Annotated in this window: 12 protein-coding genes; 8 read left to right on the top strand and 4 right to left on the bottom strand. The window is 67.8% G+C overall.

All coding sequences use genetic code 11. The features are described from left to right. Positions 1 to 59 precede the first annotated feature (59 nt). Positions 60 to 1433 carry a S53 family peptidase gene (locus STRTUCAR8_RS07240; protein ID WP_006374873.1) on the bottom strand — a complete coding sequence of 458 codons (1374 nt, stop codon included), beginning with the start codon at positions 1431 to 1433 and terminating at the stop codon, positions 60 to 62. A gap of 374 nt (positions 1434 to 1807) precedes the next feature. Between STRTUCAR8_RS07240 and STRTUCAR8_RS07245 the strand changes: the two genes are divergently transcribed. The 4 genes from STRTUCAR8_RS07245 to STRTUCAR8_RS07260 all read left to right on the top strand — a co-directional run bounded on the left by STRTUCAR8_RS07245 (position 1808) and on the right by STRTUCAR8_RS07260 (position 5398). Next, a complete protein-coding gene (locus STRTUCAR8_RS07245) occupies positions 1808 to 2386 on the top strand; it encodes a hypothetical protein (RefSeq protein WP_006374870.1) in 579 nt (192 codons plus the stop codon). 90 nt (positions 2387 to 2476) lie between these two features. Beyond that, complete coding sequence (locus tag STRTUCAR8_RS07250) at positions 2477 to 3274, top strand: trypsin-like serine peptidase (RefSeq protein ID WP_006374874.1); 798 nt, start codon at positions 2477 to 2479, stop codon at positions 3272 to 3274. An 86-nt stretch (positions 3275 to 3360) separates the two neighbouring features. After that, complete coding sequence (locus STRTUCAR8_RS07255; RefSeq protein WP_234372658.1) at positions 3361 to 4368, top strand: C40 family peptidase; 1008 nt, start codon at positions 3361 to 3363, stop codon at positions 4366 to 4368. Positions 4369 to 4675: 307 nt separating this feature from the next. After that, entirely contained in the window at positions 4676 to 5398 is a 723-nt protein-coding gene (locus tag STRTUCAR8_RS07260) for a phosphatase PAP2 family protein (RefSeq protein ID WP_044471787.1), read from the top strand. Between the two features lie 211 nt (positions 5399 to 5609). Here the strand turns inward: STRTUCAR8_RS07260 and STRTUCAR8_RS07265 are convergent, their stop codons facing one another. Next, positions 5610 to 7181 (bottom strand): FAD-binding oxidoreductase, encoded by a 1572-nt coding sequence (locus STRTUCAR8_RS07265; protein ID WP_006374868.1) that lies wholly within the window; start codon positions 7179 to 7181, stop codon positions 5610 to 5612. A 407-nt stretch (positions 7182 to 7588) separates the two neighbouring features. Here STRTUCAR8_RS07265 and pstS point away from each other — a divergent pair, with 407 nt between their 5' ends. From pstS to pstB, 4 genes are all read left to right on the top strand, one after another. Next, entirely contained in the window at positions 7589 to 8716 is a 1128-nt protein-coding gene (gene pstS / locus STRTUCAR8_RS07270) for a phosphate ABC transporter substrate-binding protein PstS (protein WP_006374869.1), read from the top strand. Between the two features lie 122 nt (positions 8717 to 8838). After that, on the top strand, positions 8839 to 9849 hold the full coding sequence (gene pstC / locus STRTUCAR8_RS07275) for a phosphate ABC transporter permease subunit PstC (protein ID WP_044471785.1): 1011 nt from the start codon (positions 8839 to 8841) through the stop codon (positions 9847 to 9849). After that, on the top strand, positions 9846 to 10904 hold the full coding sequence (pstA, locus tag STRTUCAR8_RS07280; protein ID WP_006374875.1) for a phosphate ABC transporter permease PstA: 1059 nt from the start codon (positions 9846 to 9848) through the stop codon (positions 10902 to 10904). The genes pstC and pstA overlap by 4 nt, the downstream gene beginning before the upstream one ends. A 71-nt stretch (positions 10905 to 10975) precedes the next feature. After that, positions 10976 to 11752, top strand: coding sequence for a phosphate ABC transporter ATP-binding protein PstB (gene pstB / locus STRTUCAR8_RS07285; RefSeq protein ID WP_006374871.1), 777 nt, complete (start codon positions 10976 to 10978; stop codon positions 11750 to 11752). Between the two features lie 130 nt (positions 11753 to 11882). Here pstB and STRTUCAR8_RS07290 read toward each other — a convergent pair whose 3' ends face one another. Continuing rightward, complete coding sequence (locus STRTUCAR8_RS07290; RefSeq protein ID WP_006374867.1) at positions 11883 to 12539, bottom strand: ATP-binding cassette domain-containing protein; 657 nt, start codon at positions 12537 to 12539, stop codon at positions 11883 to 11885. A gap of 43 nt (positions 12540 to 12582) precedes the next feature. After that, positions 12583 to 14761: bacteriocin-associated integral membrane family protein (locus STRTUCAR8_RS07295; protein WP_206742937.1), on the bottom strand; the 2179-nt coding region annotated here is incomplete at its 5' end.

Genomic DNA, 14761 nt, shown 5'->3' on the forward strand with positions numbered 1-14761 from the left:
CGTTCCCCAGTGCCCGCCGGTGATCCCCACGACCTCCGGTGGCGTTTGTGTGAGGCAGGTCAGCCGGTGAAGCCGGTCAGGCCTTCCGGGGTGCCCCAGCCGGTCGGGCCGTCGTAGCCGGACCTGGCGGTGCAGAAGTAGCTCGTGGAGCAGGTGCCGTTGCTGCCGGACGTGACGTCGTTGAGGGTCGAGGTGCCGGCCGCCGCGTACGGGAACTTCGCCGGGTAGGAGGTGGAGGAGGGGGTGCCGGCGAGGGCGTAGACCCCGGCGATGATCGGCGACGAGGCGCTGGTGCCGCCGTAGGTGACCCAGCCGGTGCCGTCGGCGCCGTAGGAGTCGTAGACCGAGACGCCGGTGGCCGGGTCGGCGACCGCGGAGACGTCGGCGACCGTGCGCTTCGAGCAGCCCGTGTCGGTCTGCCAGGTCGGCTTGGCGTCGTAGGCGGAGCAGCCGGAGCCGGCGCCGTTGACGCTGCCGTCGGAGTTGGTCTGGTACCAGACGCTCTCCGCCCAGCCGCGGCTGGCGGTGGACGTCTTGAGGGAGGTGCCGCCGACGGCGGTCACGTACTGGGAGGCCGCCGGGTACTCGACGCCGTACGCGTCGTCGCCCGAGCTGACGGTGATGGCGACGCCCGGGTGCTTGAAGTACGAGGTGTCGTACGAGGTGTCGGAGGAGGACTCCGAGCCGCCGTAGCTGTTCGAGACGAACTTCGCGCCGAGCTTGACCGCCTCGTTCACGGCCGTGCCGAGGTTGGTCATGGACGACGACTTGGCCTCGACCAGGGTGATGCTGCACTTCGGGCAGATGGCGCTGGCCATGTCGAGGTCGAGCGAGATCTCACCGGCCCAGCCGCTGTCGGCGGTCGGGAGGGAGGTCGTGGACCCGGTCTGGCTGACCTTCTTGAAGCAGCCGTTGGCGACGGTGCAGGCCGGGAGGCCGTAGTACGAGCGGTACGTCGCGAGGTCGGCCGCCGCGTTCGGGTCGTCGTACGCGTCGACGATCGCGATGGTCTCGCCGGCGCCGTTGGAGGCGGCGGCGGAGGTCAGTCCGTAGGCGGACTGGAGGTTGCTGGGGCCGTAACCGGTGGGGGTGGCCGAGGAGGCGTGCGGCTTGATGGTCGCGGGCGTGGTGCCCTTCTTCGCCGCCTGCTCCTCCTGGAAGGCGGTGGTGCCGCTCGTGACGCGCAGGGCACTGCAGGACGCGAAGCCCTTCGCGGGGGTCGCGTCACACTGGTTGGTGTACTGCACGTGGGCCTTGGCGACCTGCGCGGCGATGGTCTTGGCGGTGACCTTCAGGGGCGCGGGGGTGGCTGCTCCGGCCTGGGCCGCGGTGCCGAGTCCGGCGAGGGCGAGCGCGGCCGTGGCTACGGCGGCGGTGCCTATGCGGCGCCATCTGCCGTGCGTGAACTGGCTGTTGGGGGGTGACGTACGCAACGTACAGCCTCCTGTTAGGGGGTTGGCAGGGGCAGTGCGGGTGGGGGTTGCCGCCGGTGCGGTGTCCCCGGCGGCGGGTTGGCGGCCCGCGATGACCATCGCTTGTTGAGTACGTGACAACAAGATGGGTTGCGGAATCCTGACTTCCGCATGACTGAAGGGGGTTGCTGGGTTACCGATCACTGACGCGGTGATGGGTGGGGGGAGGGGGTGGCTTGACCCTGGGCACAGGTGATCCACAGCTTGTGCACAGAAATGTGCGGGGAGGTGCGCGGGAGTTTGTGAGAGTGCGGGGGGTGTGCTCGGTGGTTCGGGGTTTGACGGAGGCTCACCCGGGGCTGGTGGCGTGTCTGTTGCCGGGGGTGGTGAGGCGGGTGCTCGGTGGTCGTGAGGCGCAGCCTCGGTGGCTGCCTCGGCGCGTGCTGTCGGTGGTGTCGGCCGATGTGGACGCCGAGGCGGGTGTCGGGGTGGTGTGGATGGTGTGGCGTCCGGGGTCCGGGCGGGAGTCGGTGCCGCGGGAACACATCGAGTTCGTCGAGTGGTACGAGGGGCGGTGGCGGTCTCTGGGGGGCTCCGCTTCGGCCATGGGCGATCCGATCGATGTCGAGGTCGATGGGATCGAGGTTCGCGGTGGGTCCGGCTCGCTCAGCCTCACCCGTCGCCTTGATCCGCCGCGTTCGATCGAGACGGCCGCGTGGATCTCCTGCGTCCGTGTGTATGCCGGGCGCGACGTCGACCACGTTCTTGTGGGTGACCGCCGGTTCGAGGTGTCGGAGCGGCGCAGGGTCGTCGCGGTGTGGAAGACGGCGCAGGTCAGGCGTGTGTACCGGCCCGACATCGTGGCTTTCGACCGGGACGGCGGCGAACTGTCCCGGATCGGCTCGCTCGACAGCCTGGACAGTCGTACGTGGACTCGGGTGCGGGAAGAGGTGGAGGAGCCCGAGGGGGAGTAGGAGTGCGGTCCGCCTTTTTTACGGGTTCACGGAAAATTCTCAGCCAGGAGCCGTACCCGTTCTTGCGTTCGGGCGTCAGAGTTGCCCCTGATGAAGCGCCCCACTCGTCCCCCTGGCAACCGGCGGCACGCGCTGCTTTTCGTCGTCGCGCTGCTCGCCGTCACCTCCGTCTCCGGTGCGGCCCCCGGGCATGCCGTCCCGGGGCAGCTCGGTGCTGTCGCCTCGGCTCGGCTGGTGGCGCCGCGCAGTGCTCGGGTGGGGGCGTTGTTCAACGGGGATCTGGAGGGCGGGCACTTCTGTACGGCGTCCGTCGTGCGCAGTGGTGGGCGGGACGTGATTCTCACCGCCGCGCACTGTCTGAGTGGAGACGGGGACACCGATGTCGTGTTCGCGCCCGGGTATCGGGACGGCCGGGCGCCTTACGGGCTGTGGCGGGTGACGAAGACCTTCGTGCCGGAGGCCTGGAGCGATCGGTCCGACGAGGACAGCGACTTCGCCTTCGCCACCGTCGCCTCGAAGGGCGGGCGGGATCTGGAGGACGCCGTGGGGGCGAACGTCCTTGTCACGGGGCGGGCGACGGGGGTCAGCGAGGTCGTCGTCACCGGGTATCCCAACGTGCGGGACGCGCCGCTCAGCTGTACCAACCGGCCCACCGCGCACAGTCGTACGCAGCAGCGCATCGAGTGCCCTGCCTTCACCGACGGTACGAGTGGTAGTCCCTGGGTGCATGTGGATGCGGAGGGGGAAGGCGAGGTCGTGGGGGTGCTCGGGGGGTTCGAGCAGGGTGGGGCGACCGATGACGTGTCCTACAGCGCTGTGCTGGGGGGTGCGGCTGCCGCTCTCTATCGGGAGGCCTCCGGTTCCTCCGGTGCTTCCGGGTCCTCTTGAGGGCGGCGTGTTTCGTCATGATCACTGACGGGTGTGGGTAGCCCCTCTACACTGACGTGGGCGTACTCCCAGGCGGTGAGGGGCGGTTGACGGTGCGTAAGGCATGGATCGTGGTGAGCGTCGCCGTCGGAGGCACCCTCAGCTTCGTGATGCTGCTCGTCGTGGGCGTCTACCTTGTCGCCGGGACCGTCGCCGGTGGGGTGGGGAGCGGGAGCGTCGCGCTCGCCAAGGGGGCCGTGCCGGCCGCGTATTCGGCGCTCGTGCAGAAGTGGGGCAATCTGTGCCCCGCCATCAATCCCGCCCTGCTCGCCGCCCAGCTGTACCAGGAGAGCGGATTCAATCCGAACGCGAAGAGTCCGGCAAAGGCGGAAGGGATAGCGCAATTCATCCCCGGAACCTGGGCCACGCACGGAATCGACGGCGACGGTGACGGCGATCGCGACGTATGGGACCCGAATGACGCGATTCCATCGGCCGCGTCGTACGACTGCGAGCTCGCCTCGTACGTGAAGGACGCGCCCGGAGACCCGACGCACAACATGCTCGCCGCCTACAACGCGGGAGCGTACGCCGTCATCAAATACGGGGGTGTACCGCCGTATTCGGAGACCCAGAACTATGTGAAGACCATCACCACGCTGCAGGTCAGCTTTGCCGCGCCTGTGGGTCGCGTCGACCCCTCCGAGCAGGCGGCCGGAGCGATCACCTACGCCCAGGGGAAGCTGGGCACGCCCTATCTCTGGGGCGGCACCGGTACCGCTGAGCAGCAAGGACGCTTCGACTGCTCCGGGCTCACCCAGGCCGCGTACGCGAGTGTGGGCATCGAGCTGCCGAGGGTGGCGAACGACCAGTACAACGCCGGGCCGCATCCCTCGCGGGAGGAACTGCTGCCGGGTGACCTCGTCTTCTTCTCCGAGGATCCCACCAACTCGCGGGCCATCCACCATGTGGGGATTTATGTGGGCGGCGGTTACATGCTCGACGCGCCCCGTACCGGTGCCGTCATCCGGTTCGATCCGATCGACAGCGCCGATTACTTCGGGGCGACTCGGGTCACCGAAGATGGCGCGAAAGCGTTGCCCACGGCGGTGTGAGCGCAGCGTGAAACCCAGCCCTGAGCTGCGGCGATGCGTCTCTCTTCGATAACGTCTGCGTGATCATTCGGTGGAGAGTGGAACGTATAAACGGAGAGCGTGCGTTCCTGTTCCTGTAGTGGATTCACCGGCGGCCTGATCGGGCGTCGGGTTTGCTGCTTTTGTTGTTGCTTGTGTCGTGTCTGTTGGCTGTGGCACGTGTCAAGTGACGGCAGTGCGCGAACGTGAGTCCCTACGCCACGGATGAGCAGGAGCGGCGCACGGAAACCAGTGCGCTCTGGACATGACGACGAAGGGCCGCAGCACCATGGCTGGTCTCGCCGAAACCGGGTCGAACCCCGACGTCGACCTGCTCTACGACATCAACGGTCTCGCCAAGGACGCGCCCCGGTGGTTCGACCGGGTCGTCGAGGTCGTGGGTGAGTACGGGCTGTTGGTCGCCATGGTGCTGGTCGTGGTCTGGTGCTGGTGGAGTGTGCGGCGGCGCGGCGGGGACGATGCGGCCGTGTCCGTGGCCGCGTTGATCTGGGCTCCGCTCGCCGCGGGGATCGCCGTACTCGTGAACATTCCGATACGGGGGTTCGTGGAGCGGCCTCGTCCTTTTCTCGATCATCAGGGGCTTGAGGTACTCGTCTCCGGGAAGACCGACTACTCGTTCGTGAGCGATCACGCGACGATCACCATGGCGATGGGGGTCGGGCTGTTCGTGGCGAACCGGAGGTTCGGGCTGGTGGGGATAGGGCTCGCGCTGGTGGAGGGGTTCTGCCGGGTGTACATGGGGGTGCACTACCCGACCGACGTGGTGGGTGGGTTCGCGCTCGGGACGGCGGTGGCGTTGTTGTTGTCTCCGCTGGCCATGGCGCTGCTCACTCCTGTTACGCGGGCGGTTGAGGGGTCGGGGTGGGGGGCCGGGTTGATTCGGGCACGTGGGGCGGTTGGTGAGGGTTCCGGAGCGGGGCGGGGGGCTGTCGTTTCCGGGGGTCGGGCGGGGGCGGACTCCGGGGCCGGGGAGCGGGATCTGGCGGCGTAGGTGTGGGGTGGCCGTTGGGTTTCGCCCCCGCCGCCCCTACCCGTCCCATCCTGGACCTGGGGGCTGCGCCCCCAGACCCCCCTGCCGGCCCTGAACGGGCCTTGTCCTCAAGCGCCGGACGGGCTGGGGTGCGGGCCTGTGCTGGAAGGGCGCCGGACGGGCTGGGGTGCGGGCCTGCGTTGGAGAGGTGCCGGGTGGGTCAGGGTGTCCCCTACAACGCCTGCGGGAACGTGAACATCCGGCTCGGGTCGTACTGGTGTTTCAGTTGCTGGAGGCGGGTTGCCGCGTCGCCGTAGTACGCCTTGCGCCAGTTGGTCAGGGTCGGGTCCGTGTAGTTCTGGTAGGCGGCGCCCGAGGCGTAGGGGGCCATCGCGCGGTGGGCCGCGGTCAGCCAGGACTGGGCCGATGTGCCCGGCGTGCCCGCGCGCCAGGACACGATGTACTGGGCCAGCATCCTGCTGCGCCGGTGGACGAACGCCGTCGCCGTGGGTGAGACCCGGTTCACCGCGCCGCCGAGTGCCGTGAACGCGATGCTGCCCGAGCCGCCCTGGACCGAGGTGATCCGGGAGAGGAGCGTCTGGATGCCGGCGGCGGACAGTGAGCGGTCGTAGAAGTCCGAGCGGGCCGCGTACGTTTCCCGGCCCAGCGCGCCCTGCGGGGAGCGGCCGGGGGTGCGGCCCGGCAGGTGGCACTGGGCGTCCGTCGCGAAGGACGAGCAGCCCGCGTACACCTCCATCGCCTCCTCGTAGGAGCGGCGCTTCAGGGAGACGCTGCTCGCCGGTGAGCCGATCTTGTCCGCGAGGCGGTCCACCGCGTTCTGCAGTTCCGTGTAGGTGCCCAGGGAGAACGCCGAGACGGAGATGGTGGGGGTGCCGCCTGCCGTGTTCGCCACGTGCAGGGACGACCAGATCTCGTCCGGCTGTGTCGGGCCCCACTCCTGCCAGGCCTTCATCACGGCCGCCGCCTTCCGCCACGGCCAGGCCATGTACGCCGCCACCGCCTGCGGCGCCGGGTGGGTGCGGAAGTGGAGCTCGGTGACGACGCCGAAGTTGCCGTTGCCCGCGCCTCGCAGGGCCCAGAACAGGTCCTTGTTCGTGGTGGCGTTCGCCGTCAGCTGGCGGCCGTCGGCCGTGATCAGCGTGGCCTGGGTGAGGCTGTCGCAGGTCAGGCCGTACGCCCGGGACACCACGCCGTGGCCGCCGCCCAGGGTCAGGCCCGACACCCCCACCGTCGGGCACGAGCCCGCCGGGATCGTGACGCCCTTCGCCGTCAGGGCGCGGTAGACGTCGATCAGTTTCGAGCCCGCTCCCACCACCGCCGTGCCGCCGCCCGTGCGGACGCGGTTCAGCTTCGACACGTCGACGATCAGGCGGCCGTTGCCCGAGGACCAGCCGGCGTACGAGTGGCCGCCGTTGCGGATCGCCACGGGGACGGAGTGGGCGCGGGCGTAGGAGAGGACCGTACGGATGTCGTCCGCGTGGGCCACGTACGCCACCGCGGCCGGCTTGAGGCCGTCGAAGCGGGTGTTGTAGAGCTGGCGGGCCGACGCCCAGGAGCCGTCACCGGGGCGGATGAGCGGGCCGTCGAGGTCGCGGCCCAGCGCCGTCCAGTTGGCCGGGGCCGAGGCGCTCGTCGCCGTGAGGGAGGTCGCTCCACGGGACGTGGACGTGGAGGTGGTTGACGTCGTGTCGTTCGCGCTTCCCTTTGGGCCCGTGCACGCCGTCGCCGTCGTCATCGCCGCCAGGGCGGCCACGCCGCCTCCCATGAACGTACGCCGCTGCATGGTGCTCCTCGGTGTCACGGTTTTCTCGGTCCCCCGGTCGAGCCCGCGAGGGCTCCCGTTGAACGAGACGGGATCCGTGCAGCATGGGTTCCCCGGCGGGCGTGTTCACGGGGGGAGGGGAAGGATGGGTTCCATGCCTTTACAGGAGAAACCGGTCGGCCGGGGCCGATTCTCGGGTCGGGACATACACGTGTTCTCCCCGTGAGCATTCCGTGACCTCACCGCACCGACCGCAGGGGTTCACTCGCCGTTCACCCGCGCCCGTAGGTGGCTTCACCTGATCTGCCTACTTTCGGCCTTACCGGTGCTGCGTGTGCCCTCCCGGGCGCCCCGGCACCACCCATACTTCGCGCCCTCGCACGCCGCCGGATTTCAGGACGGCGGCTCCTGGAAGGAAACACCAGACAGTGAAGCTTCAGCGCATGAACCGGCGGGCCCTCACCCTCGGTGCTCTCGCCGTCTCCGGCGCCCTGGCCCTCACGGCGTGCGGCTCCGACGACACCGGCACCGACAAGAGCGCCGGCGGCGGCGCCTCCACGGCGGCCAACAGCTCCATCAAGTGTGACGACGCCAAGGGCCAGCTGCTGGCCGACGGCTCCTCCGCGCAGAAGAACGCGATCGACGCCTGGGTCAAGGCCTTCACGGCCGCCTGCCCCGGCGTGCAGATCAACTACAAGGGCGGCGGCTCGGGCGCCGGCGTCACCGCGTTCACGCAGGGCACGGTCGCCTTCGCCGGTTCCGACTCGGCGCTGAAGCCCGACGAGGTCACCGCCTCCAAGAAGATCTGCACCGGCGGCACCGGCATCGACCTCCCGACGGTCGGCGGAGCCATCGCGCTCGCCTACAACCTCCCGGGTGTCGACAACCTGGTCCTGGACGCGCCCACCCTCGCGAAGATCTTCGACAGCAAGATCAAGACCTGGGACGACGCCGCGATCAAGGCGCTGAACCCGGGCGCGAAGCTGCCCAGCACCAAGATCCAGGCCTTCCACCGCTCCGAGGACTCCGGCACCACGGACAACCTCACCAAGTACCTGATCGCCACCACCCCCGAGAACTGGAAGTACGAGGGCGGCAAGGCCTGGCAGGCGAAGGGCGGCCAGGCGGCCTCCGGTTCCTCAGGCATCGCGGCGCAGGTCAAGCAGACCGAGGGCGCGATCGGCTACATGGAGCTGTCGTACGCCAAGGAGCTGTCCACGGTCGCCATCGACACGGGCGCCAGCGCCCCGGTCAAGCCGTCGTCCGACTCCGCCACCAAGGCCATCGCGGCCGCCCAGGTGGTCGGCACCGGCAGCGACCTCGCGCTGAAGCTGGACTACAAGTCCAAGGCCGAGGGCGCGTACCCGATCACCCTTGTCACGTACGAGATCGCCTGCGACAAGGGCAACAAGGCGGACACCCTGCCCGCCACGAAGGCCTTCCTCCGCTACATCACCAGCGAAGAGGGCCAGGGAATCCTGAGCGGGATCGACTACGCGCCGATCCCCGCCGAAATCATCGCCAAGGTTCGGACCACCGTCGAGAGCCTGGCCTGATCTGAGAGTGCGGTCGGGTTCCGCCGTCGGCTTCCGCTGCCGGTGGGACCCGCCCGCACCGTCCGGTGCACCGCCGCCAGGAGCCGCATCCCCGGGTGCGGCCCCGCAGACCGGAGAACCCGATGGACATAACCACCAAGAACGCAGACACCGCTCCACCCGCTGCCCCCGAGCCTCCCAGGGCCGAGGAGAAGCGCGCCGCCCGCGGCGCCACCCGCCTCGGTGACCGGATCTTCCTCGGTCTCTCCCGCGGCTCGGGCATCCTGCTGCTGGCGATCATGGCCGCGATCGCGATCTTCCTGACCTATCGCGCGTTCCTCGCCATCAGCAAGAACGAAGGCAACTTCCTCACCACCTTCGAGTGGAACGCCAACCTCGACCCGCCGGTCTTCGGCATCGCGGTCCTGGCCTTCGGCACGGTGGTCTCCTCGATCATCGCCATGGCCGTCGCGGTCCCGGTCGCCGTCGCCATCGCGCTGTTCCTCACGCACTACGCCCCGCGCCGCCTCGCCGGCCCCATCGCGTACGTGATCGACCTGCTCGCCGCCGTACCGTCCATCGTGTACGGCCTGTGGGGCGCGATGATCCTCGTGCCGAGCATGAACGGCCTGTTCGGCTGGCTGAACGACTACCTCGGCTGGACCGGCATCTTCTCCTGGGAGGAGGGCGCGCCCCGCTCGATGCTGACCGTGGGCATCCTGCTCGCGATCATGATCCTCCCGGTCATCACGAACGTCAGCCGTGAGGTGTTCCGGCAGACCCCGCGGATGAACGAGGAGGCTGCACTGGCCCTCGGCGCCACCCGCTGGGAGGTCATCCGCATGTCGGTGCTGCCCTTCGGCCGCTCCGGTGTGATCTCCGCGTCGATGCTCGGCCTCGGCCGCGCGCTGGGCGAGACGATGGCCGTCGCCACCGTCCTGTCCCCGAGCTTCCTCATCCAGACCAGCCTGCTCGACCCGGGCGGCGGCACCTTCGCGCAGAACATCGCCGCCAAGTTCGGTGAGGCGTCGGAGTACGGCCGCGACGCGCTCATCGCCTCCGGTCTGGTCCTGTTCGTCATCACCCTGGTGGTCAACGGCGCGGCCCGCGCGATCATCGCCCGTCGCGCCGAGTACTCGGGGGCCAACGCATGAGCACCGTCGTAGCCGAGAAGCGCCCCAGCACCCTGCAGGGCGCCAGGCTCCCCAAGTGGTTCCCCTGGGCCCTCGCGGGCGCGTCCGTCGCGCTCGGGGTCGGCATCAGCCTCGCCGCCGGCCTGGACAGCAACATCCAGTGGGGCCTGATCGCCGCGATCCTCTTCGTCGGCGGTACGTACGTCATCGCCACGCGCGTCGAGGGCAAGCGTCAGGCCAAGGACCGTATCGCGACCTCGCTGGTGTGGGTGGCCTTCCTGCTGGCCCTCGTGCCGCTGATCTCGCTGCTCTGGACGACCGTCTCGCGCGGTGTGAAGGTCCTCGACGTCTTCTTCCTGACCCACTCGATGGGCGTCGTCGCCGACAGCGAGCCGGGCGGTGGCATCTACCACGCCATCATCGGCAGCCTGGAGCAGGTCGGCCTGGCCACCGCGATCGGCGCGCCGATCGGCGTACTCACCGCGATCTACCTGGTGGAGTACGGGCGCGGCAAGCTCGCCAAGAGCGTCACGTTCTTCGTGGACGTCATGACGGGCATCCCGTCGATCGTCGCCGGCCTCTTCATCCTCAGCCTCATGCTGCAGTTCGAGATGCAGCCGTTCGGCTTCGCCGGTTCGCTGGCACTGGCGATCCTGATGATGCCGGTGGTCGTCCGTTCGACGGAGGAGATGCTGAAGCTCGTACCGAACGAGCTGCGTGAGGCGTCCCTGGCGCTCGGCATCCCGAAGTGGCGCACCATCCTGAAGGTGGTCCTGCCGACCGCCATCGGCGGCATCACCACCGGCGTCATGCTCGCGATCGCCCGTATCGCGGGTGAGACGGCTCCGGTGCTGCTCCTGGTCTTCGGCAACCCCTTCATCAACAACAACCCCTTCGAGGGTGCGCAGGCCTCGCTGCCGCTGTACATCTACCAGCAGTACGCGAACAGCGGTGGTGCGGAGTCGGCGTACGACCGTGCCTGGGCGGCGTCGCTCACGCTGATCGCCTTCGTGATGATCCTCAACCTCGGAGCTCGCGGTATCGCCCGCTGGAAGGCTCCGAAGACAGGTCGCTGACGCGGCCGTTCGACAGCGACCTGTGGTCGGCCAGGTGGCCGCCCGCCCCCTCGAAAGAAGCAGTGATACCCATGGCCAAGCGAATCGACGTAAGCGGCCTCAGCGCCTACTACGGCTCCTTCCGCGCGATCGAGGACATCTCGATGACGGTCGAGCCGCGCTCGGTGACGGCCTTCATCGGCCCCTCCGGCTGCGGCAAGTCCACTTTCCTGCGCACCCTGAACCGCATGCACGAGGTCACGCCCGGCGGGCGCGTCGACGGCAAGGTCATGCTCGACGACGAGAACCTGTACGGCACCGGGGTCGACCCGGTGGCGGTACGGCGTGAGGTCGGCATGGTCTTCCAGCGTCCGAACCCCTTCCCGACGATGTCGGTCTACGACAACGTGGCGGCGGGGCTGCGGCTGAACGGCTCGTACAAGAAGTCCGAGCTGAGCGACATCGTGGAGAAGTCGCTGAAGGGCGCGAACCTCTGGAACGAGGTCAAGGACCGTCTGAACAAGCCCGGTTCGGGTCTGTCGGGCGGGCAGCAGCAGCGGCTGTGCATCGCGCGGGCGATCGCCGTCGAGCCGAAGGTGCTGCTGATGGACGAGCCGTGCTCGGCCCTCGACCCGATCTCGACGCTGGCGATCGAGGACCTGATCGGTGAGCTGAAGGAACGGTTCACGATCGTCATCGTGACGCACAACATGCAGCAGGCGGCGCGGGTCTCGGACAAGACGGCGTTCTTCAACCTCGCGGCGGTCGGCCAGCCCGGCAAGCTGATCGAGATCGACGACACGGAGCGAATCTTCTCCAACCCGTCGGTCCAGGCCACGGAGGACTACATCTCGGGCCGCTTCGGCTGAGCCCTTCCGTTCCCTTCGGTTCCGTTCCGAGGTTTTCAAGACCCCTCGCGGTGCTGCATGGCGGTGCCACCGCGAGGCCGAATAGGGCCCGCCCCTGGATCACTCCGGGGGCGGGCCCGTCGTACGTCGCCTACGGGGAGCCGACGAGAGAGGACTCCCTTACGGCGAACACGGCGTCGCACCGGTCGCGGACGGTGTCGTCGTGGGTGGCGATGACCACGGCGCATCCGGCTTCGCTCATCTCACGAAGGATGTCGACGACCATCGTGGTGTTGGCGTCGTCGAGAGCGCCGGTCGGCTCGTCCGCGAGTACCAAACCCGGACGCTGGACAATGAGACGCGCCAGGGCCACGCGCTGCTGTTCGCCACCGCTGAGATGGTGGATCTTCTCTTTGCCCCGCTTCGCCAGACCGACACGGGCAAGTGCCTCGGCGGCGGGCGTGCCTTCTTTGCCCTGCGACGACCGCCGGGGCTTGGCGGCTACTTCGAGGTTCTCGTCGACGGTCGCGTTCTCGATCAGGGCATAGTGCTGGAACAGATAGCCCAGAGTGTCGCGGCGGAACCGGCGTATCTCGCGTCGGCCGAATCGGGTGATGTCCTCGCCCTCATAGCGAATCGACCCGGTACTCGGCCTGTCGAGCAGTCCGAGACAGTTGAGGAGGGTCGACTTGCCCGATCCACTAGGACCGACAAGGGCGAGCATCTCACCGCGGTTGACAGTGAGGTTGATGTCGCGCCACAAGGTCCGGTTACCGAAGGCCTTGGACAGGTTCTCGATATCGATCACAACGTACTCCGGCTGGTGGAGGATTTCGCGCTCGAACTGATGGTCATGCCTCGGTCGTTCCTTCCTTCATGATGCGGCGATGGAAGAACGCGAGAGCGAGGAGGACAGCCCCGAGCTCGAAAACAACAAGAACGGTGATGACGCCGATATCCAGTGAGGTGATGTGAACGGGCTCGAATGGAGCCGGGGCACCGGCGTCGGTAAACTTCTTCAGTTCCTGGTTCTGCTGCCATGCTTCAAAAGGAACCCGGGTGGCGAAGATGAACGCGATAGCCACCTCTACGGCGAGTATGAAGCGATGAGTTGCGGTGTATCTCCAGCCGCTGATCTGTTGCACAAAAATGCTTTGCGCGTTCTTTCGCGAATAGATGATACAGACGCCTACGCTGGCGATGAGAAGCACTATCACGGCAATGACGAGATTGAAGATCTGCAGTCGGAGTTTTTCGGTCGCGTCCCTGAGGTCCAGAGCGGTCTTCTGTCCGACCGGACTCACGGAGTTGACGTAGTTCTGCAGCTTTCCGTTCTTGATGCCGCCCAGCGCGTCATCGGGGTCAGGGAACACCACGCCGGCCTGAGTGGCGAATGTGGTGTAGGCGTCATCCGTAAGGAAATGAGAACCGTTGGGGACGACGACGAGCACCGGGTCGCGCACCAAGGATCTGTCCTCGTCAGGACTGTGAGCGGCGTTGTAGACGTAGGCGCCGGTGTTGTAGCCGAAGAGGCGTTGTCCGGTCCTGCTCGTGACTGTCTCGAGCGGTAGGTCGCGGCTCAGACCGGGATCGATGATCTGGGCGGCTGCCTTGGTGATCGCCGGTGCGTGAGAGGTGAGAGATTCCGGAACGATGACCCGTACCGAGCCCGAGTCCGGGGTCCGGCCGCTCCGGGTGGTGGCGGTATAACGCTGTCCGGTCGGGTCGAGAACCGGCTGTTCTTTGAGATAGGTCTCGTTGACGATGAGGATCTCACCGGTCGGCAGACGGGCGCCGGGGGCGGAGATCTGGAGATCCCTGCGCCCGGCGACGATAATCTCGCCCTGCTCGTCGGCCTTGCGCAGCCACGGGCCCACATGCTCGTTCAGCTGGTCCATGTGCATGGCGAAGGCGCCGTTGAGGCGGATCGAGACCGCATCACCCACGGTGCTGTAGACATCGCGGTTCTCCTGGCGGGTCAGTACGTCCCGGCCGGCGAGGGTGACGTTCGTGGCGATGCTCAGCGCGAGCAGCAAAGCGGGGATGCGCACGAGGTAGACGCTGAGGGAAGCCGCTCGTGAGGGCAGTTCGCCTTTGAGGGCGTGCAGAACGTCGACCCTGAAGGTCAGCGCGAGCACGGCCGCGTGGGTGGTCAGCACCAGGAGGATCAGCAGACCGGCGATCACCGCGGCCACCGATGCGAACAGCCCCAGCCAGGCGAAGCCGTTGTAGTAGCCGAGGAAGGCGAGCGTCGCCACCATCACCGTGCCGGCCGCCGCGGGCCAGAACACCGCCAGCTGCCGTAGATCGCGGAGAAGGATGTCGGCGAAGGACATGCCCTGCAACCGCAGGACCGCGTACGCCTTCGCGCTGAGCAGCACGCTCGCGCCGGTCATCGTCAGTGCCGCGAGGGCGAGCACGCAGAAGGCCTGGTAGAGGGGGTCGTCCGAGTATCTGGCGGTCAGCTCGGCGTACGACAGGGGGTGGGTGACGCTCACGGTCAGGCCGAGGTCCTGGAACCGGGTCATCAGGGCGTCGGCGCCCGCAGACGATCCGAACACGTAGTAGAGGCCCCGTGGATCTTGCTGTTCGATCTCGGAGATCGGATGAAGGCGCGTCTCGTAGTTCCCGCTGAACGCCGGATAGCTCTTCTGGTCCAGCCACTCCGCTGTCGTGGAGCCTGCGCCGCCAGGGGTCACGTACAGATGTCGGATCCCATCGGGATTCTGCAGGTCGGCCACCTCACGAGCCACTCCGACTCCGTGCTCGGCGGAGAACGACTCGACAGCTTCGACGACCTGAGTACCGCTCGCTGAATCGGTGGAGTCGATCACATCGATCAGGGCCGAGTTACCCAGGATTCCGCTGTCGTCCAGCCCTCGCACGAACAGAAAGGCCAGTACTGCCGAGAATGCCAAGACGGCGGCGTGGACGAATCGTATGCCTCGATGCAGCATCGGATACCTAAATTGAGGGCGCTCGGGGAGCACGCGTCCGGGTCGTTCGAGCCATGAGAAAAAAGCTGTGGAG

This window comes from Streptomyces turgidiscabies Car8 (assembly GCF_000331005.1).
Classification (GTDB): Bacteria; Actinomycetota; Actinomycetes; order Streptomycetales; family Streptomycetaceae; genus Streptomyces; species Streptomyces turgidiscabies.

Excerpts from the sequence above, each read along its gene's own strand:
- pstA (WP_006374875.1), top strand. The coding sequence starts at position 9,846 with ATGAGCACCGTCGTAGCCGAGAAGCGCCCCAGCACCCTGCAGGGCGCC.
- pstB (WP_006374871.1), top strand. The coding sequence starts at position 10,976 with ATGGCCAAGCGAATCGACGTAAGCGGCCTCAGCGCCTACTACGGCTCC.
- pstC (WP_044471785.1), top strand. The coding sequence starts at position 8,839 with ATGGACATAACCACCAAGAACGCAGACACCGCTCCACCCGCTGCCCCC.
- STRTUCAR8_RS07260 (WP_044471787.1), top strand. The coding sequence starts at position 4,676 with ATGGCTGGTCTCGCCGAAACCGGGTCGAACCCCGACGTCGACCTGCTC.
- STRTUCAR8_RS07265 (WP_006374868.1), bottom strand. The coding sequence starts at position 7,181 with ATGCAGCGGCGTACGTTCATGGGAGGCGGCGTGGCCGCCCTGGCGGCG.
- STRTUCAR8_RS07250 (WP_006374874.1), top strand. The coding sequence starts at position 2,477 with ATGAAGCGCCCCACTCGTCCCCCTGGCAACCGGCGGCACGCGCTGCTT.